This is a genomic window from Polaribacter sp. HaHaR_3_91 (assembly GCF_019278525.1).
In the GTDB taxonomy this organism is placed as follows: Bacteria; Bacteroidota; Bacteroidia; order Flavobacteriales; family Flavobacteriaceae; genus Polaribacter.
The window spans coordinates 1,435,845-1,455,000 of record NZ_CP058986.1 but is presented as its reverse complement, the minus strand read 5'-3'; the positions used below and the strand labels follow the sequence as shown (position 1 = coordinate 1,455,000).

The following is a 19,156-nucleotide window of genomic DNA, read 5'->3' as shown; positions in this document are numbered from 1 at the left end:
GCTTTACAAATGGTAAAAAAAGGATCATTATCATCTTACTACTCTAAAAAAACGATTAAGCAAGTTTTTTTAATACATAGGAACGTAGTTTATGGTATTTTGTTTGGGTAAATAGTATCGAATAAGATGAATTTGGTTGAGACTTATATATAATCTATATGAAAACTAACAGCTCCTAAAAAGAAAACACTTATTGTCAGTTCATTAAAACTAATAGACCTCACAGGTTTTAAAAACTGTGAGGTCTTGGTAATAGTTCTGCTTAAATATTGCAAAAGTAATCTATAATGTTTCTTGCGTATTAAGCCAGTACTTATATTAAAGAGGAAACCTTCAAAAGGAACTTCATTCTGCAAATTTGTTGTGTTAGGGATTGAAACGGCATCCTTTTTATATGATTATTGATGCGATAGCAGAAATAAGCATACAAAAAGATATAGTGCAAAGCCCGACCACGCTTTTTTCGGCGTGGGAACACCCCAAAAAAATCACTCTAAAAATGTAATATTAAAATTTAAAACGTGTAACCTAAACCTATTTGTAGTACTCTATTTTTATATGAATGCTCTATAAACGAAGAAGGATAAGCGACCTTAGAGATATCTGATAGACCAAACATATATTTAGTTTCTAAAAATAATCCAAAATTAAAATGATATTCTAAACCTGCCAGTAAACCCGAATCAAAATTTTTATAGTCATCCACTTCAAATCTATTAGGGTTATGGCTGCTTTTCTCTTTCGAATGTACAACATATCCTAAATAAGTTCCGATGTTAAAATAAAAATTATGATGAACTCTTGCTTTTAAATAAATAGGTAAATTAATTTGATTGATTTCGTGCGTGGTAAAATCTCCTGGTTCAGTATAATTATAAACCCATCCTTGTTCTGAATACGCCAATTGAACTTGTAATAAAATATTGTCTTTTTCTTCTGTTAATGGAAAATTAATTCCCGCTGCTACATAAAAAGATTTTCGATTATCGAATTCTCTACTTGAGGACACTCCTTTTTCAATCACTTTAAAATTTGTATTGGAAAGGTTTAAACCTCCTTTTACAAAATATCTTATTGAAGATTGTCCGAAATTATATGAACTAGTTATCAAAAGTATAAACAGAATTACAACTTCTTTTTTCATTCTAAATATTATTATAATACTAAAAATTTACTATTTTTCTTTAACAAGACAGCTTACTCTACAAAAGTAATTCAACATTAATTTAAGTAGGCATTTCGAACATATTTAAATGCTTTTTCAAAATTCCGGATGGTGTGCTTTTTGTTTCATCAAAAATTCTGGTATCTCCAAAGAGAATAAAACTATCTCTTGCTCTGGATACCGCTACATTTAACATGTTTGGTTTATTATCTCTATCGAAAAACAGGACACCTTCGTCTTCATTAGTGTATACAGAACTAAATAAGACAATGTTGCGCTCTGCTCCTTGCAAAGCATGAACGGTTCCTAGTTTTATCTCGTTTACCTTAAAACCAGATTCTATTAATGCTTTTGAAAGTTCTGTTTTCTGACTAGCAAAAGGCGTAATGATTCCTAAAACACTTTCTATTTTATCTACATTATACGCTTTTTGTATATCTTCTTTGTGTCTATTGATCCATAAAATGATGGCTTTTACCTCATTCATATTATGACGACTATTAAACTTTCGCTCGCTATAACCTTCTACATGGTACGCCATCATGGACGCAAAAACCTGATCCTCATGCGCTTTCCCTTTCATCGGTTTTAAAATACCATCATAGGCTAGTTCATTACAAAATCCTATTATCTCATCATTACACCTTCTGTGCTCTAACAACAATAATCCATTTTCTTTTGTAGTAACTAATGGAGTTTCATATTCGCAGGCATTTTGAGCCATTTTCATGATACTTCCGCTTGATGCTAAAAACCCAATGTTATTTAGATATTCTTTTTGCGCTAGATCTGTAACAATATTTTGATCGGTTAAATTTCCGTAATCGATTTTTGGAGGAATAGACCAAATTGGTTCTATTTGTTTTAAATCTCCTACTACAATTGCTTTTTGAGCTAATGAAAATATTGGAATACTGACTTCTGGTGTTACTTGACCAGCTTCATCAATAATTAATAAATCTAAAAAATTAAATAACGGCAGGTATTCGAAAATTGGTTTTCCGTTTTCATTCTCTCCTTGAAATTGGCTGAATAAAAAATGTGTTGGTGCTGTATATAACGTTGCCACAAAACAAGGCGTTAACATTGCTCTTCGTTTCCATTTTGCAATGACCGTTTTTTCTCCAGTTCCCTTTTCCGTTTCATTTTCTAAAACATCTTCTGTTTCTAGAATCCACCTTGCCTCCCAATAATGCGTTGCTAATAAAAACGCTTTGTGACGTAAACTTAAATCTATTTCATCATAAAAAAATCGATGTGTTTTATCTTTAGAATCCATTTTTTCATATTCGAACTCCCACATTTGTTCTTCTGAAATAAAGGGATAGCCTGTAATCTCATTTAAGTATTTCCAGTTTTTTAACCTTAAGTTTGATGACAACGCTAAATTAAAATCTGTAATACATTTTTTTATAAAGGCTAGTGCTGTTTTATCATCTGTAAGAGTTTCTTTACTTATAATAAAAAGATGTTCTTGGTCTTTGCTATTTTCTTCTGAATCTACTTTAAAATAACGTTTTATTTCGTTGATAAAATTACCTTCTTTAGCTAGCGACTTTATCTTGACAATAATATCTCTCCACTCTTGTAATTTTGAGATTTTAATTACATTTTTTTTAATGTGATTTTCCTTATTGAGTAGTAAATTATTCACCTTTTCTATAGAGGATAAATAATCTTGAGAGATTTGAACGCCCTCCATTAAATTATCTTCTATCACCGAAATTTCTTCTTGCAGGTGATTACAGATATCTTCTAATGAATTAGCTCCGAAACCAAAATAATCTAAATATCTACTATAAAAGAAATTCTTGGCATCGTGTATATAATTCTCATTTTCTAAATCACACAAAGTACCTTCATTACCAAACATGTTTCCTTTAAGATAATTAATATCTTTTAAAGATTTTTCACTTTTAGAGCTTGATGGCAAATACGTAGCATAGCCATTAAAACCAGGAATCCAGCGTTCAGCTAAATTCCCCATAGTACTTTTAGAATTTATAAAACTATCTATAATATTGGTTACCGCCTGGTTATTTGTTGAACATGCCAAAATAACAGGAGCTTCTTCTCCATTAATTGCAGCTCGCACCACTTCCGTGGCCACCAAACTTTGCAATAAAGTAGTTTTTCCGGTTCCTGGAGGTCCGTTTACAGCTGTAATTCCATTTTCTTCTGCTGTTAAATAAGACAACAAAGTTTTACGCTGACTAATAGAAAGCGGAAATTCGTTAGACATTTGCCCTAAATGCAAATGATTGTAATCTAAAAAGCCTTTATCGGTAATTGGATCTCTTCGCTCTCTGTTTCTTGGGTTTATTATTTTTGAAATTAACGGAAGTTCTTCTGTTTCATTTATTAAATTCTCATACAGAAACAGAATGCTTTTTGCTGCTGATATTTTAGAACTTCGTGCAAAATAAGTGACTTTGTTATTGGTTTTATATCCTTCTGCCCTATAATCCTCTATACCGATACCAGTAATTTCTGAAAAAACTAAACTAATATACTCCCAATAAGAAGCCCAATCTAACTCTTCTTCCTCCTCTACTTCTGGTTGTTCTAAATCTCTAGCTTCTGCGATTGTTTCTATGGATGAAAAAATAAAATCGTTACCAACCTCCGCTATCGGGTCTAAATAATTACGAACTATTAATGGAAATATTTCTCTTGGGGCAGATAATTGACCTAAACGGTTTACTCTTGCCGTAATCCAAAAGGGGTGAATTGTTTTTTGTTTAAAATTAGGATCGTCTGTTTGAAAATCTAACTGAAAAGGTGCTATAATAATTTCGGCATCAAATACTTGATGCCAATTATCGCTATCTTTTTTAGTAACTCCTTTTAACCTATTAATTCTTTTCTCTTCTACATCAAGCATTTCAGTAGCATTTTTAGCACTAATGGTTGCTTTGCTTAAATCGCAATAATTTTGATGAAATAAGTTTTTAATTCTAGAAATGTCTACTGCTAAGTTTTCACTGTCTGTTAAACTGTTTTTATAATAATTTAACCAGTTTTTTACGTTGCTCATGTATATATTTAGAATTCTAGGTTAGTAAATTAAAAAAATGGAGTGCGAATATATACTTTTCGTTGTTTAATCTTGATGAAATAGTTGCTATAATTAATGATAAAAATAAGGTTGTATTCTTAGTTATTGAAGGCTAAGCTATTAATTATAATAATCCTTTTATTTGAAGTTTCATCCTAAAATATTAAGTGGATCCTATAATTATACAAAACCTATATAAAACAAAAAACCTTACTATTTCTAGTAAGGTTTAAGTGAGCCCTGAAGGATTCGAACCTTCGACCGCCTCCTTAGAAGGGAGGTGCTCTATCCAGCTGAGCTAAGAGCCCGTAATTTTTAAGTTGTTACGACCAACTGTGTCGGGGTGGCAGGATTCGAACCTGCGACCTCCTCGTCCCAAACGAGGCGCGATGACCGGGCTACGCTACACCCCGAGTGCAATTTCTTAGCGGAGAGACAGGGACTCGAACCCTGGCGACCCTAAGGTCGACAGATTAGCAATCTGCTGCATTACCACTCTGCCATCTCTCCTTTCGGCGTTACGTTAAAAACATAACCTTGAAATTGCGAGTGCAAATTTAAGACATTAAAAGGATTACACAAGCCTTTTTTGATTTTTTTTTAAATTATTTTTTTTATTCTGGATATTCTACCCTTAAATGATAGATATTCATCAGCTTTTTCTTGATCACTTTCTTAATAATCTCTATCTCCCTAAAGGTTATATTAGAGTTCAAAAACTGATTATCAGCCATTTGTTTACTTATAATTTTATCTATCAAATTACTAATAGACAAAGCTGTTGGTTTTGTTAAACTTTTAGACGCTGCCTCCGATGCATCACACATCATTAAGATCGCTGTCTCTTTTGAAAAAGGAATAGGTCCTTGGTATTGAAACTTCTTTATATCTACTTTTGTATCTGGATTCAATTCTTGTTCCTTCTTATAAAAGTAATAGGTAGAACTTGTACCATGATGCGTTCTTATAAAATCGATTATTCGATCTGGTAACTTATACTTTTTAGCTAGCTCTACTCCTTTAATAACGTGATCTGTAATTATTTTAGAACTATCTCTTGCAGATAAATCGTTGTGAGGATTAACACCTGTAGATTGATTCTCTGTAAAATACATTGGGTTTAATATTTTACCAATATCATGATACAAAGCACCTGTTCTAACCAACATAGAGTTCGCTCCTATTTCATTAGCTGCTGCCTCTGCTAAATTAGCTACTTGCATGGAATGCTGAAACGTACCTGGAGCTTTTTCATTTAACTCTCTTAAAAGCTTAGCATTTGTATTAGAAAGCTCTAGTAAAGTAATATCAGACACCAAACCAAAAACCTTTTCATACATATATATAATAATTATTGACAAAAAGGACAACAAACCATTGGCAGCAAAAAGCATAAAATAATTCCAATTTATTTGAGAGGCATTTCCTTCTTTAATGATAGAAAAAGCAAAATAAGTTACCATATAAATAAGCGTAATTTGCGCTACAGAAATAAACAAGTTACCTCTTTTATACAACTCAGAAACCGTAAGTATCGTAACCATACCTGCAATGATATGTAAATATATAAACTCAAAACTATTTGGTACAATATACCCTAAAAGCAATACTGTTAAAACGTGTGTAAACAAGCCTAAACGCGCATCAAAAAAAGCTTTTAAAACTATAGGAAGTACACTTAAAGGAACAACATACAAATAATCTGCATTATATTTAATAACCAACGTTTGTATAAAAATCATCAAAAAAACATTGAAAAAGATAAAGGTTACCTGGTTATTATTGTCATATATTTCTACTCTATACTTTTTTAAGAATAATAAAAGCATCAATAAAGCAAGAGAAACCAAGATTGTATACCCTAAAATAATCCAATTATAATTTGAGTCCGTCCAAACCTGAGATTCAGATTCAGTTTTTAAAGAATTTAGGATGGCTAATTTTTTTCCCTCTACAATATCTCCTTTTAAGATAATTAATTTACCAGCTTCTACAATTCCTTTCGTATAAGAAATATTTTTTATGGCATTTTCATTTACTTTATCGGTATAAATTGTATCTAAATAGATGTTGGGTTTTATAATTTCTGATAATAAATCTAATAATATTTTTTTACCATAAAAAGATCTTTCTGCTTCTAAATTACTCCTAATTATTTCTAAAACCTCTTTAGACGTTAACAGGTTTTTAAACAATATATCTTCTACCTCATTCCCTTTTCTAAGCGCAACTATTTCGTTTTTATTTGATACCTTTTCTTGACTTACTACCTCTAAAAAACCTCGTTTATAGATATTATCTATAACATTTTGACCAATTTTAGATATGTTTACAATTTCATCTGAACTTAAAGAATCGGATTGTTTTAATAGCGAAATCCTTCTTTTATAATTTGATTTTACACTCTTTTCAACATCAAAATCTTGTAAAAAATAAACTTTTGAGTTCTCTGAAATTTGTTTCTTTTCTAATGCAATTTCTTCTGCAGTTTTTTGAATAGAAAAATCAAAAGGCGCATATAAATTATCATATTTCCAAAGTTGCCCATTATTAAAATCGTATTTAAATTGTCCTCCTTTTGGAAACAAATAAACAATTGCAATAGTGGCAACTAAAAACAAAATTACCTTATAAATAATGGCATTGTTTTGGTAAAGTTTATTAACTATATTACTCATAGAACATATCTTCTTACTACAAACTTACCATAAAAAAGTTAAGCTCAAAAATTCAAGTTGAATAATAAAACCTAAATTGATTAAAAATAGTTAATTTAGCACAACAAATCTTACTCAAAATAAACACTATATTTATGAAAGAAGTCGTAATTGTATCTGTAGCTAGAACTCCAATAGGAAGCTTTATGGGAAGTTTATCTACCATTCCTGCTCCTAAATTAGGGGCAATTGCTATAAAAGGAGCTTTAGAGAAAATAAACTTAAACCCTAATTTGGTTGAAGAAGTTTTTATGGGTAATGTTGTTTCTGCTGGCTTAGGTCAGGCGCCTGCAAGACAAGCGGCCATTTTTGCAGGAATACCTAATACAGTGCCTTGTACTACCGTAAATAAAGTATGTGCTTCTGGTATGAAATCTATTATGTTAGCAGCACAAACCATTGCTTTAGGTGATTCTGATATTGTTGTTGCAGGTGGTATGGAAAACATGAGTTCTATTCCGCACTACCAACATGCAAGAAGAGGATCTAAGTTTGGAGCTATAACAATGGAGGATGGACTTCAAAAAGATGGTTTAGTAGATGCTTATAACAATGTTGCAATGGGTGTTTGCGCAGATACTTGTGCTACTGAATATAGTTTCTCTAGAGAAGATCAAGATGCATTTGCGATACAATCTTATAACCGTTCTGCAAAAGCTTGGAGTGATGGAAAATATGCTGATGAAATTGTATCTGTTGAAATTCCTCAAAGACGAGGAGAACCAATTATTTTTTCTGAGGATGAAGAATACAGCAATGTAAGAATGGATAAAATTCCAACCTTAAGAGCTGCTTTTACAAAAGACGGAACTGTTACTGCAGCCAATGCCTCTACAATTAATGATGGTGGCGCTGCACTAGTATTAATGTCTGCAGAAAAAGCAAAAGAATTAAACATTACACCTCTAGCTAAAGTAATTAGTTATGCAGATGCGGCACATGAGCCAGAGTGGTTTACAACTGCACCAGCCAAAGCACTGCCAAAAGCCTTAGCAAAAGCAAATATTTCTATAGGTGATGTAGATTATTTTGAATTAAACGAAGCTTTTTCTATTGTTGGTTTAGCAAATATGAAAATTTTAGGTATTACAGATGATAAAGTAAATGTAAATGGTGGTGCTGTTTCTTTAGGACATCCGTTAGGAGTTTCTGGAGCTAGAATAGTAATTGCTTTAACTTCTATATTAAAACAAAATAATGCTAAAATTGGCGCTGCAGCTATTTGTAATGGTGGTGGTGGAGCAAGTGCATTCGTTATAGAGCGAATTTCGTAAAAAATTTAATTTAACATTAAAAACCAAAACCCAGAACTTGTTATACGGCATTTGTAATTTAAGCATTGTTCCTTTAAGAGCAGAAGAATCAAACCAATCAGAAATGACTAGCCAAGTTTTATTTGGTGAAGTTTTTGAAGTGACTGGAAAACAGAAAGAATGGAGTAAAATTCGTTTGACTTTTGACAACTATGAAGGATTTATAGATAATAAACAGTATACAGAAATCTCTGCTGATTTCTATTCAAAACTAAAAACTGAGAAACAATATTTTTCAGGTGAAATGATTGATTTTATCACCAATAGTAAAAATGAGTTAACCACCATTCCTTTAGGATCTAATTTGCCTTTCTACAATGCAGGTAAGCTTCAAATAAACTCAGAATTATACACATATGAAGGTGCTATTTTATCAGAAGAAGAATCTAAACATAAAATTGCACAAACTGCTTTTAATTATTTAAATACCCCTTTTTTATGGGGAGGAAAAACACCTTTTGGTATTGATTGTTCTGGTTTTACACAAATGGTATATAAGCTTTGTGGATACCGACTTTTAAGAGATGCTAATCAACAAGCTACACAAGGTGAAGTTTTAAGTTTTATAGAAGAAAGTGAAGCTGGTGATTTGGCTTTTTTTGATAATGAAGAAGGAGAAATTATTCATGTTGGTATTATTTTAAGTGACTACCATATTATACACGCCCATGGCAAAGTAAGAATAGACACTTTAGATCATAGTGGTATTTTTAATGCCGAACTTCAAAAACATACACATAAGTTAAGAATCATAAAAAAAATGATATAAAAAAAAACCGAAACTAAAATTAGTTTCGGTTTTTTTTTATAAAATTAAAAGTCTTAATTATTGACCTCTCATCTCTTTATAAACTGGTCTTAAAGCATCTGCTTCAGCAGTCATCTCTAAAGTATCATAAATATTTAATAAAGAACTTACAGTTCCTTCTGTTCTATCAAGCTTATCTGCTTTAATAATGTAAGGTAAAGCTTCTTTACAAATAACTTTTAACTCACCTTCTAATTCTGTATATTTCTTTTCATTCGATAAATTCTCATTCATCTCATTAATAACAGCTATTCTTTTATTTAAAATAGTAACTCCTAAATTTAAATAAGCATCTCCGTATTCTGGATCTAATTCAATCGCTTTTTCATAAAATCCAATTGCTTCTTCAATATGATCTTCCTGAGCATTTACAACACCTAAGTTAAAAAACAACGTTGGGTTTGTAGGATCAATTTCTACAGCCTCTTTCATTAACTCTCCAAATTTATCCATTTTTTCAAGTTCAATGTACATTTGAGCTTGGTTTAATAATAAATTGATGTCTTTAGGATTAGATTTTCTAGCTTCTTCTAAAGCTTCAACAGCCAATTCTGGTTTACCTTGATTTACGTATATGTAACCAATATTTTTAATGATTTCTGCTTGCTTAGACTCGGTATTTTTATCACTTGGGTTTGTATATTTCCCAAACTTAATCATTGCATCTCTATTAGCCTTAGTTCCTAAATCTTCCTCTTCACCTGTTTCTTTATTAACAGCAATATATTGAGTTGAAATACCTGTATAGTTAATATCTTGTAACTCTTTATAATACTTTAAAGCCCCATCATAATCCTTAGCTAAAGAAGAACTTAAAGCCGCATTATATAAGAAAGAAGTATCTTTAGGGCTTAATTTGTATGTTAAATAAAAATCACTTGTTGCATTTTTATAGTCTTGCTCGTTGTATGCTTTAATTGCATTTTTAGAAACAAACTGTACCAATTCATTTAACTTAGGCTCTGCTTCCTTAGTGTATTTCTGCTTCCCTATTTCCTTTTCGTAAGCAATTAATTTATTATAAGCTGCCGCCGCTTTCTCTGCATTCGATTTACCATAAGCAGATCCCTTTAAAAAGAAATATTTTGCTTTATATTTTGAATCCATTGAATCTTCTGTAGCCTCTAAACCAGCCAATGCTGCTTTTGCTTCTTTAAATTGACCTTTTTTTATTGCCTTTTCAGCAGCTTTAATTTCATCTTTTTGCGCAAAAGAAGCTATTGATAAGAAACCAACTGTTAACGCTAATATTTGATTTTTCATTTTACTAATTATTAATTTATTGTTATTCTTGATTTTCATTTGAATCATTTTCAATTTCCGTGCCATTCTCTGTTTCGCCTTCAAGTTCATCTCCTTCAAGCTCTTCTACGACCTCTTCTTCATGAGCAACTTTAGCAACTGCAGCAATACTATCTGAATCTTTAATATTAATTAAACGAACTCCTTGCGTTGCACGTCCCATTACTCTTAAATCTTCTACAGCCATTCTAATCGTTAATCCAGATTTATTGATAATCATTAAATCGTTAGAATCATCTACATTTTTAATAGCTACTAAATTACCTGTTTTTTCAGAAATATTTAAAGTTTTAACACCTTTACCACCTCTATTGGTAATTCTATAATCTTCTAATTTAGAACGTTTACCGTACCCTTTTTCAGAAACTACAAGTATATTGCTCTCCATATCATTTACAGCAACCATACCTATTACTTCATCATTTTCATGCTGTAAAGTAATACCTCTTACTCCAGAAGCAGTTCTTCCCATTGGGCGCGTTTTTGCTTCTTCGAAACGAATAGATTTACCAGACGCTAATGCTAACATTACTTGACTGTCTCCAGTAGTTAACTTTGCTTCTAACAATTCATCTCCATCCTTAATAGTAATTGCATTAATACCATTTGTTCTTGGTCTAGAATACTGCTCCAAAGAAGTCTTTTTAACCTGACCTTTCTTTGTTGCCATAATAACATAATGGTTATTTACATACTCTTCATCTTTTAAATCTTGAGTTACTAAAAATGCCTTTACACTATCATCTTGCTCTATATTAATAAGGTTTTGCATTGCTCTACCTTTGGTGTTTTTACCACCTTCTGGAATTTCATATACTCGCATCCAGAATACTTTTCCTTTTTGAGTAAAGAACATCATATATTGGTGGTTTGTACCAACAAATAAATGCTCTAAGAAATCTTCATTTCTTGTAGTTGCACCTTTTTGACCTCTACCTCCTCTATTCTGAACCTTATATTCTTCTAAGTTTGTACGTTTTAAATATCCTGCGTTAGAAATAGTAACCACAACTTTCGTATCAGGTATCATATCTTCTATACGCATATCTCCACCAGCAAACTCTATTACAGATCTACGCTCATCACCATATTTATCTTTAATAAGTGCTAATTCTTCTTTTATAATATCGTATCGTCTTGGTTCGTTTGCTAAAATATCTTTTAAATCAGTGATGGTTAACATAATTTCATCATACTCAGCACGTAATTTATCTTGCTCTAGTCCTGTTAATTGACGCAAACGCATTTCTACAATTGCTTTCGCTTGAATTTCAGACAACTCAAAACGCTCAATTAAACTTTCTCTAGCTTCATCTGCATTATTAGAAGCTCTAATAATTTTAATTACTTCATCTATATTATCCGAAGCAATAATTAATCCTTCTAAGATATGTGCTCTAGCTTCTGCTTTTTTAAGTAAAAACTCAGTTCTACGAACAATTACTTCATGTCTATGTTCTACAAAATAATGAATTAACTCTTTTAAGTTTAATTGTTCTGGTCTACCATTAACCAAAGCAATATTATTAACACTAAAAGAAGTTTGTAACTGTGTGTACTTAAATAATTTATTTAAAACGATGTTAGGTATTGCATCACGTTTTAAAATGTACACAATACGCATTCCGTTTCTATCAGACTCATCACGAATATTCGCAATTCCTTCTAATTTTTTTTCATTTACAAGATCAGCAGTTTTTTTAATCATTTCTGCTTTATTCACTTGGTAAGGGATTTCTGTAATAACAATGCACTCACGTCCTTTAACCTCTTCAATAATAGCTTTAGCACGCATTACAATACGTCCACGACCTGTATGAAATGCATCTCTTACACCATCATAACCATAGATAATTCCTCCTGTAGGAAAATCTGGTGCGGTAATGTGCTGCATTAATTCATCGATCTCAATATCTCTATTATCAATATATGCCATGGTACCATTTATAACTTCTGTTAAGTTATGTGGTGCCATATTTGTTGCCATACCTACTGCAATACCAGAAGCTCCGTTTACTAATAAATTAGGAATACGAGTTGGTAAAACGGTTGGTTCTTGCAAAGTATCATCAAAATTTAATCGATGATCTACAGTTTCTTTTTCAATATCAGCCAACATGTCTTCTGATATTTTTTGCATTCGAACCTCAGTATAACGCATTGCTGCTGGCGAATCTCCATCTACAGAACCAAAGTTCCCTTGACCATCTACCATCATATAACGTACACTCCAACTTTGTGCCATACGTACCATAGAATCATATACAGAAGTATCTCCATGTGGGTGATACTTACCTAAAACTTCCCCAACAATTCTTGCGGATTTCTTATATGAACCTGTAGCTTTAATCCCTAACTCGTGCATACCAAACAAAACCCTTCTATGAACTGGCTTTAAACCATCTCTTACATCTGGTAATGCTCTTGAAACAATTACTGACATCGAGTAATCGATGTACGCAGCTTTCATCTGTTCTTCAATGTTAATCGGAATTAACTTTTCTCCGTCTGCCATATTTATATTTGATTAATTTTACGTCATTTTTTTAAAACAAGGCAAGTTACTATTTTTACTTGTTTTTACAAAGGTTTTAGCACTTGTAATTCAGTAGAGTTATCAACATTATTTCATAATTTTTAACAAGAATTTATTTGCTTGATTTACAAGAGTTTTCTACCTTGGTATCTTAGTCAAACTGTCAGTTTTTTTAGCATTGGCATCTTTTTTGTAATTATCTACAAAAAAAAGGACTAAATTTACAACACATCAATAATAGACAGATAGAAATATGGACGATAATTTTTCACCAAAGGTTAGAGATGTAATTACTTTCAGTAAAGAAGAAGCGCTACGTTTAGGGCAAGAATTTATTGGAACAGAACATCTTTTACTAGGTTTAATAAGACAAGGAGAAGGAAAAGCAATAGAAATATTAACAGCATTTGATGTTGATTTTGTTTTATTGCGTAAAAAATTAGAACAATTAAACCCTGTAACCCCAACGTTTACAGAAAGCACAGATAAGCCGAGTTTACGATTAACAAGACAAGCTGAAAAAGCCTTAAAAACAACTTTTTTAGAAGCTAAATTATATCAGAGCGAATCTATAGATACGGCACATTTATTACTTTGTATTTTAAGAAATGAAAACGACCCAACTACAAAGTTAATTCACAAATACCATGTAAATTATGATGAAGCTAAAACGCTTTACAAACAACTACATGTAGATGATATAGATTTACCGACAAACCCTATTGCAGAAACGCCTTCTGATGATGAATTTGCTTCAGAAAGATCGAATCCTTTTGACCAACCTCAAAAGGGAAAAACTGTAAAAAAATCGAAGACTCCGGTATTAGATAATTTCGGTAGAGATTTAACAGATTTAGCAGAAAAAGGAAAATTAGATCCGGTAGTTGGTAGACAAAAAGAAATAGAACGAGTTTCTCAAATTTTAAGTCGTAGAAAGAAAAACAATCCAATGTTAATTGGAGAACCAGGTGTTGGTAAATCTGCCATTGCAGAAGGTTTAGCTTTGCGAATTATTGAAAGAAAAGTGTCAAGAATTTTATTTGACAAACGTATTGTTTCTTTAGATTTAGCAAGCTTAGTTGCTGGCACAAAATACCGTGGTCAGTTTGAAGAACGCATGAAAGCCTTAATGAATGAACTTGAAAAAAATGATGATATCATTCTTTTTATAGATGAAATTCACACCATTGTTGGTGCTGGTGGAGCAACCGGTTCTTTAGATGCATCTAATATGCTAAAACCTGCTTTAGCTAGAGGAGAAATACAATGTATTGGTGCAACTACGTTGGATGAATTTAGAACGAATATCGAAAAAGATGGCGCGTTAGAACGTCGTTTTCAAAAGGTAATTGTAGATCCAACTTCAGTTGAAGAAACAATACAGATTTTACAAAATATAAAAAATAAATATGAAGAACATCACCATGTAAATTATACAGATGATGCTATTGAAGCTTGTGTAAAATTAACAAACAGATACATGACCGATAGATACCTACCAGACAAAGCTATTGATGCTTTAGATGAGGCCGGATCTAGAATTCATATTACAAACATCGTTGTTCCGCAACAAGTTTTAGAGTTAGAATCTAAGTTAGAAATTATTAGAGATCAAAAAACCAAAGCTGTAAACGGACAGAAATATGAAGAAGCTGCTAAGTTACGTGACGATGAAAAAAACATGGAAGCTGCTTTAAATTCTGCTCAAAACCAATGGGAAGAAGATTCTAAATTAAATAGAGAAATTGTAACTGAAGATAATGTTGCAGAAGTTGTTTCTATGATGACAGGAATTCCTGTAAATAGAGTTGCAGAAGCAGAAACTAATAGATTACACGAATTACCTGCCTTAATTAAAGGAAAAGTAATTGGACAAAATGAAGCGGTTACCAAAGTAGTAAAAGCAATACAGCGTAATAGAGTTGGGTTAAAAGACCCTAACAAACCAATTGGTTCTTTTATTTTCTTAGGACAAACTGGTGTTGGTAAAACACAATTAGCTAAAGTTTTAGCTCGTGAATTATTTGATTCTGACGATTCTTTAATTAGAATTGACATGAGTGAATACATGGAGAAGTTTGCTATCTCTCGTTTAATTGGAGCGCCTCCAGGATATGTTGGTTATGAAGAAGGCGGACAGTTAACTGAAAAAGTGAGAAGAAAACCATATTCTGTAGTTTTGTTAGACGAGATAGAAAAAGCGCATCCAGATGTGTTTAATATGTTGCTACAAATTTTAGATGACGGTCACATTACCGATAGTTTAGGTAGAAAAATCGATTTTAGAAATACCATAATTATTATGACTTCTAACATTGGTGCACGTCAATTAAAAGACTTTGGTGGTGGTGTAGGTTTTGGTACAGCTACTAAAGCAGCACAAGCAGATGAACACGCAAAATCCGTACTAGAAGGTGCTTTAAAGAAGTCTTTTGCTCCGGAGTTTTTAAACAGAATAGACGACGTAATTGTATTTAACGCTTTAGAAAGAGATGATATTCATAAAATTATAGATATCGAGTTAGATAAATTATTACATAGAATATCAGATTTAGGCTACACTTTAAATTTAAGCGAAAAAGCAAAAGATTACATTGCAGACAAAGGTTTTGATAAAAAATATGGAGCAAGACCACTTAAAAGAGCTATACAGAAATACATTGAAGATGCTTTAGCAGAAGAAATTGTAAACTCTAAACTCTATGAAGGTGACACTATAAATATGGATTTGGATGAGAAGGAAAACAAACTCACCATTACCATTGAAAAAGGTGAAAAGAAACCTGAAACAAGGACAGAGACCGAAAAGGAATCTTAAAAACTATAAAAATCCCAAACGAAAGTTTGGGATTTCTTTTTTCTATAAAAGAACATTTTACTCTCTATTGTCTTTTAATTGAAATAGGCTAACTTTGCTTATTTATAATTAAAATGAAATCTATTTACTTACTTTTATTTCTAGTTTTAGCAAGTTGTACTTCTATAAAAAAGAATACTACGAACAATTCTACCATTAAGGAAACTAAACCTATAGACTCTCAAATTATTTTCTTAACTTATAAAGTTTCTAAGGATAAAAATATAGAACTTACTTTTATTGATAAAATAATTACAGCAGGAAGTCTTAAAAAGAATTTCAAAAAAAGAACTAGTAGTAGTCCTGGAGATTTAATCTGTATTCAACAAGATGTAAATTCTGTAGCTATTGATAGTATTCAGATAGAAAATCCATTAATAAAAAACTTCGAGTACGCAGATGATTCTGGTAAATTAAGTCGAAAAACAATCGAATTAGACAGCACTACCCTATCTATTCGAATGGATTTAAAACCACAAACAAAATTTATAACACTTAAATTACTAAGAGAAACCAATAACAGTCTTTTAAAAATACAATTATGAAAAAAACACTACTCTTATCTATTCTATTTTTGTGCGCATCTGTTACCGCACAAACTTTTGATGTAACAACAATTACACAATCTGGCTCTAATGATAGTAGAATTAATGTTGTAATTCTATCAGACGGATATCAAAGTACAGAACTGAATCAATTTATAACAGATGCTACTAATTTTTCAAATGCTCTATTTGCAGAAACACCTTATAAAGAATATAAAAATTATTTTAATGTGCATGCCATAAAAGTACCATCTAATGAGAGTGGCGCAAAACACCCTCGTACAGCATCAGATGAAGCTACTTCTAACAATCAACCTGCAGCTACTATAGATAATTATTTTGAATCGACTTTTGATGCATATGACGTTCATCGACTTTTGGTTGCTAACAACGCTAAAGTAAACACTGTTTTAGCTAATAATTTCCCTAATTACGACATTGTTTTAGTGTTAGTAAACAGTCCGTATTATGGTGGTAGTGGTGGTGAAATTGCAGTAGCATCCTTACATGCGTCAGCTAACCAAATTGCTATACATGAACTAGGACACTCTTTTGCAAATCTTATTGATGAATATTACCCCGGAGATATTTATGTAAGAGAAGGCATAAACATGACCCAAGAGACGAACCCTACAAATGTAAAATGGAAAAATTGGATGAACCTAAATGGAGTTGGCATTTATCCGCATGGCACATCCGGAACGGCTGCAAGCTGGTATAAGCCTCATCAAAATTGTAAAATGGAATCTTTAAATAGTCCTTTTTGTTCAGTTTGTACAGAGGGAACTATAGAGCAAATACACTCTTTAACTTCGGTAATAGAAAACTATTCACCACAAAATACAGGTTCTATAGATTTATCTACACCTATAGATTTTACAATAAACACTATAAATCCACTTCCAAACACCTTAGACATTTCATGGACTTTAAACGGAACAGTAATAAATAGTGAAGACTATACGGTCTCTATTTCAAAAGAAGATTTAACGAGTGAAAATAATCAACTACTAGCAACTATTGAAGATAAAACTACATTACTTAAAGTTGACAATCATGAAACCGTACATTTTTCTACGACACTTTGGAATATCAATTCTAGTACTTTAAGTATCGATGATATCTCTACAAACAATTTTGACATCAAACTATTTCCAAACCCAACTCAGGATATTTTATATTTTGATGTTACCTACAATAATGAAGACTATAACGTGTTTATTAGTGATATTTCTGGAAAGCAATTGATTCAGAAAAAAATGAATAACGTAGGCGAAAATCAAAACATTCGAATAGGTGCATTGCATTCTGGAGTATATTTTATCAACTTTACGTTTGCAAACGGATTACATATCTCTAAGAAAATAATTAAAGAATAAAAACGTTCCTTTTTTAAAACATAAAATTAGTTTCAAAAAATCTCAAAATATACATTTTGAGATTTTTTTTTGTTTCAACCTTTTCATTATACTAACAAACCCACATCTTATTTAACTTCTTATTTATTTTAAAAAAAACTAACTTAGCAAACGACACATATATCTCATTAATCTGTATTTACAATAATGGAAAATATAAAATATTACACCCAATTAAAAAGTTCTAGTAAAACACTCGTTGATTTATTAGCAGATGAATCTGATTTCTCAGAATTACCAAATACTTGGCATGTAGTAGTTGTTGATATTAAAAATTCTACCAAAGCTGTTGATGAAGGAAAACATCATCAAATAAACTTAACAGCAACCGGAGCAATAATTTCTGTATTAAACACCATTAGAAAAGAGAAGAAAAACATAGAAATCCCATATTTTTTTGGAGGAGATGGCGCTACTTTTATTATACCAGCGTTACTTCTAAATAAAATTACCTTGGTTTTAGAAAATTACAGTCTTCATATTAAAAAAAACATCGATTTAATACTTAGGGTTGGACATATTTCTATAGAAGAATTATCAGAAAAAAAAGCTAATCTAAAAATAGTAAAACACCAACTAACAGATCAATTAGCAATTCCTATTATTTTAGGAAACGGTTTAAAAAAAGCAGAAGAAATCATTAAAAGTACTTTTACAAAAATAGAAGATATTGATTTTAAAAAAGACCTTTTAAACTTAGAAGGGATGGAATGTAGGTGGAAAGAAATAAACCCAAGACAAACCCAAAAGAAAGTGATTTGTTTATTGTTAGATACGGTAAACGAAAATGATCAAAGAGCTATTTATAGAGATGTACTTATAAAAATGGATACTATTTTTGGCACCTTCAACAATAGGCAACCTATAAAATCGAAAAATTTAAAATTAAATTTTAGCATTTCTAAAATATGGGAAGAAATGAAAGTTACACTTGCCAATAATAACTTTAAATATTTATTAAAAAATTGGTTTAAAACTTTGATTGGTAAATGGTACTTTAACATGTCTGAAGATGGAAAGCAATACTTAAATCAAATTGGTCAATTATCACATACTTTTATGTTAGACGGCATGATTAATACAATATTTACAGCAGAACAACCTAAAATAGATCTTTTTACAACCTACCTAAATCAACTAGAAAAAGAAAATAAAATTATTTATGGCATCCATGTAACACACGCTTCCGTAATGTCTTGTTACGTGTTAGATAGAAAAACAAAACACGCACACTTTGTAGATGGTACAGAAGGAGGCTACACATCTGCTGCAAAAATGTTTAAAGTAAAAATGAAAACTTTAAATTAGTTTTATTGTTCAATTATGACAAAAAACAAATATTTAGTACTTGTTGATTTTATCACCTCAAAAAACTAACTTTACTTTTTACTAATAATTAATAGAATAAAAAAAATACAGGATGTACTTCTGTTCTTT

11 protein-coding genes and 3 tRNA genes are annotated in these 19,156 nt (G+C 31.2%); 6 read left to right on the top strand and 8 right to left on the bottom strand.

Annotated features, from left to right (window positions below):
* Positions 1-514: 514 nt before the first annotated feature.
* From H0I27_RS06015 to H0I27_RS05990, 6 genes are all read right to left on the bottom strand, one after another.
* Positions 515-1,144: a porin family protein gene (locus H0I27_RS06015; RefSeq protein ID WP_218732950.1), complete on the bottom strand. Its 630-nt coding sequence runs from the start codon at positions 1,142-1,144 to the stop codon at positions 515-517.
* Between the two features lie 82 nt (positions 1,145-1,226).
* Positions 1,227-4,202 carry an ATP-binding protein gene (locus H0I27_RS06010; RefSeq protein ID WP_218732949.1) on the bottom strand — a complete coding sequence of 992 codons (2,976 nt, stop codon included), beginning with the start codon at positions 4,200-4,202 and terminating at the stop codon, positions 1,227-1,229.
* A gap of 255 nt (positions 4,203-4,457) precedes the next feature.
* Positions 4,458-4,531 (bottom strand) — tRNA-Arg (locus H0I27_RS06005).
* A 30-nt stretch (positions 4,532-4,561) separates the two neighbouring features.
* Positions 4,562-4,636: transfer RNA gene (locus H0I27_RS06000), tRNA-Pro, on the bottom strand.
* A gap of 15 nt (positions 4,637-4,651) precedes the next feature.
* Positions 4,652-4,733, bottom strand: a tRNA-Ser gene (locus tag H0I27_RS05995).
* A 104-nt stretch (positions 4,734-4,837) separates the two neighbouring features.
* Complete coding sequence (locus H0I27_RS05990) at positions 4,838-6,901, bottom strand: HD family phosphohydrolase (RefSeq protein ID WP_218732948.1); 2,064 nt, start codon at positions 6,899-6,901, stop codon at positions 4,838-4,840.
* A 134-nt stretch (positions 6,902-7,035) separates the two neighbouring features.
* Here H0I27_RS05990 and H0I27_RS05985 point away from each other — a divergent pair, with 134 nt between their 5' ends.
* Positions 7,036-8,214 carry an acetyl-CoA C-acyltransferase gene (locus tag H0I27_RS05985; protein ID WP_218732947.1) on the top strand — a complete coding sequence of 393 codons (1,179 nt, stop codon included), beginning with the start codon at positions 7,036-7,038 and terminating at the stop codon, positions 8,212-8,214.
* A gap of 37 nt (positions 8,215-8,251) precedes the next feature.
* Positions 8,252-9,022: a C40 family peptidase gene (locus H0I27_RS05980; RefSeq protein ID WP_218732946.1), complete on the top strand. Its 771-nt coding sequence runs from the start codon at positions 8,252-8,254 to the stop codon at positions 9,020-9,022.
* Positions 9,023-9,079: 57 nt separating this feature from the next.
* On the opposite strand, the gene H0I27_RS05975 is transcribed toward H0I27_RS05980, so the two are convergent.
* Together H0I27_RS05975 and gyrA are read right to left on the bottom strand one after the other, a co-directional pair.
* The gene (locus H0I27_RS05975; protein ID WP_218732945.1) at positions 9,080-10,324 is read right to left on the bottom strand and encodes a lipopolysaccharide assembly protein LapB; all 1,245 of its coding nucleotides are present in this window, start codon (positions 10,322-10,324) and stop codon (positions 9,080-9,082) included.
* 22 nt (positions 10,325-10,346) lie between these two features.
* Complete coding sequence (gene gyrA, locus H0I27_RS05970; RefSeq protein WP_218732944.1) at positions 10,347-12,878, bottom strand: DNA gyrase subunit A; 2,532 nt, start codon at positions 12,876-12,878, stop codon at positions 10,347-10,349.
* A 274-nt stretch (positions 12,879-13,152) separates the two neighbouring features.
* Here gyrA and H0I27_RS05965 point away from each other — a divergent pair, with 274 nt between their 5' ends.
* The 4 genes from H0I27_RS05965 to H0I27_RS05950 all read left to right on the top strand — a co-directional run bounded on the left by H0I27_RS05965 (position 13,153) and on the right by H0I27_RS05950 (position 19,027).
* A complete protein-coding gene (locus H0I27_RS05965; protein WP_218732943.1) occupies positions 13,153-15,717 on the top strand; it encodes an ATP-dependent Clp protease ATP-binding subunit in 2,565 nt (854 codons plus the stop codon).
* A gap of 113 nt (positions 15,718-15,830) precedes the next feature.
* On the top strand, positions 15,831-16,301 hold the full coding sequence (locus tag H0I27_RS05960) for a hypothetical protein (protein WP_218732942.1): 471 nt from the start codon (positions 15,831-15,833) through the stop codon (positions 16,299-16,301).
* On the top strand, positions 16,298-17,680 hold the full coding sequence (locus H0I27_RS05955) for a M64 family metallopeptidase (protein ID WP_218732941.1): 1,383 nt from the start codon (positions 16,298-16,300) through the stop codon (positions 17,678-17,680). The genes H0I27_RS05960 and H0I27_RS05955 overlap by 4 nt, the downstream gene beginning before the upstream one ends.
* A gap of 186 nt (positions 17,681-17,866) precedes the next feature.
* Positions 17,867-19,027 (top strand): DUF3095 family protein, encoded by a 1,161-nt coding sequence (locus H0I27_RS05950; RefSeq protein WP_218732940.1) that lies wholly within the window; start codon positions 17,867-17,869, stop codon positions 19,025-19,027.
* Positions 19,028-19,156 lie beyond the last annotated feature (129 nt).

Coding starts and splice junctions, on each gene's coding strand:
- H0I27_RS06015 (WP_218732950.1), bottom strand. CDS start 1,144: ATGAAAAAAGAAGTTGTAATTCTGTTTATACTTTTGATAACTAGTTCA.
- H0I27_RS06010 (WP_218732949.1), bottom strand. CDS start 4,202: ATGAGCAACGTAAAAAACTGGTTAAATTATTATAAAAACAGTTTAACA.
- H0I27_RS05990 (WP_218732948.1), bottom strand. CDS start 6,901: ATGAGTAATATAGTTAATAAACTTTACCAAAACAATGCCATTATTTAT.
- H0I27_RS05985 (WP_218732947.1), top strand. CDS start 7,036: ATGAAAGAAGTCGTAATTGTATCTGTAGCTAGAACTCCAATAGGAAGC.
- H0I27_RS05975 (WP_218732945.1), bottom strand. CDS start 10,324: ATGAAAAATCAAATATTAGCGTTAACAGTTGGTTTCTTATCAATAGCT.
- gyrA (WP_218732944.1), bottom strand. CDS start 12,878: ATGGCAGACGGAGAAAAGTTAATTCCGATTAACATTGAAGAACAGATG.
- H0I27_RS05965 (WP_218732943.1), top strand. CDS start 13,153: ATGGACGATAATTTTTCACCAAAGGTTAGAGATGTAATTACTTTCAGT.
- H0I27_RS05960 (WP_218732942.1), top strand. CDS start 15,831: ATGAAATCTATTTACTTACTTTTATTTCTAGTTTTAGCAAGTTGTACT.
- H0I27_RS05955 (WP_218732941.1), top strand. CDS start 16,298: ATGAAAAAAACACTACTCTTATCTATTCTATTTTTGTGCGCATCTGTT.
- H0I27_RS05950 (WP_218732940.1), top strand. CDS start 17,867: ATGGAAAATATAAAATATTACACCCAATTAAAAAGTTCTAGTAAAACA.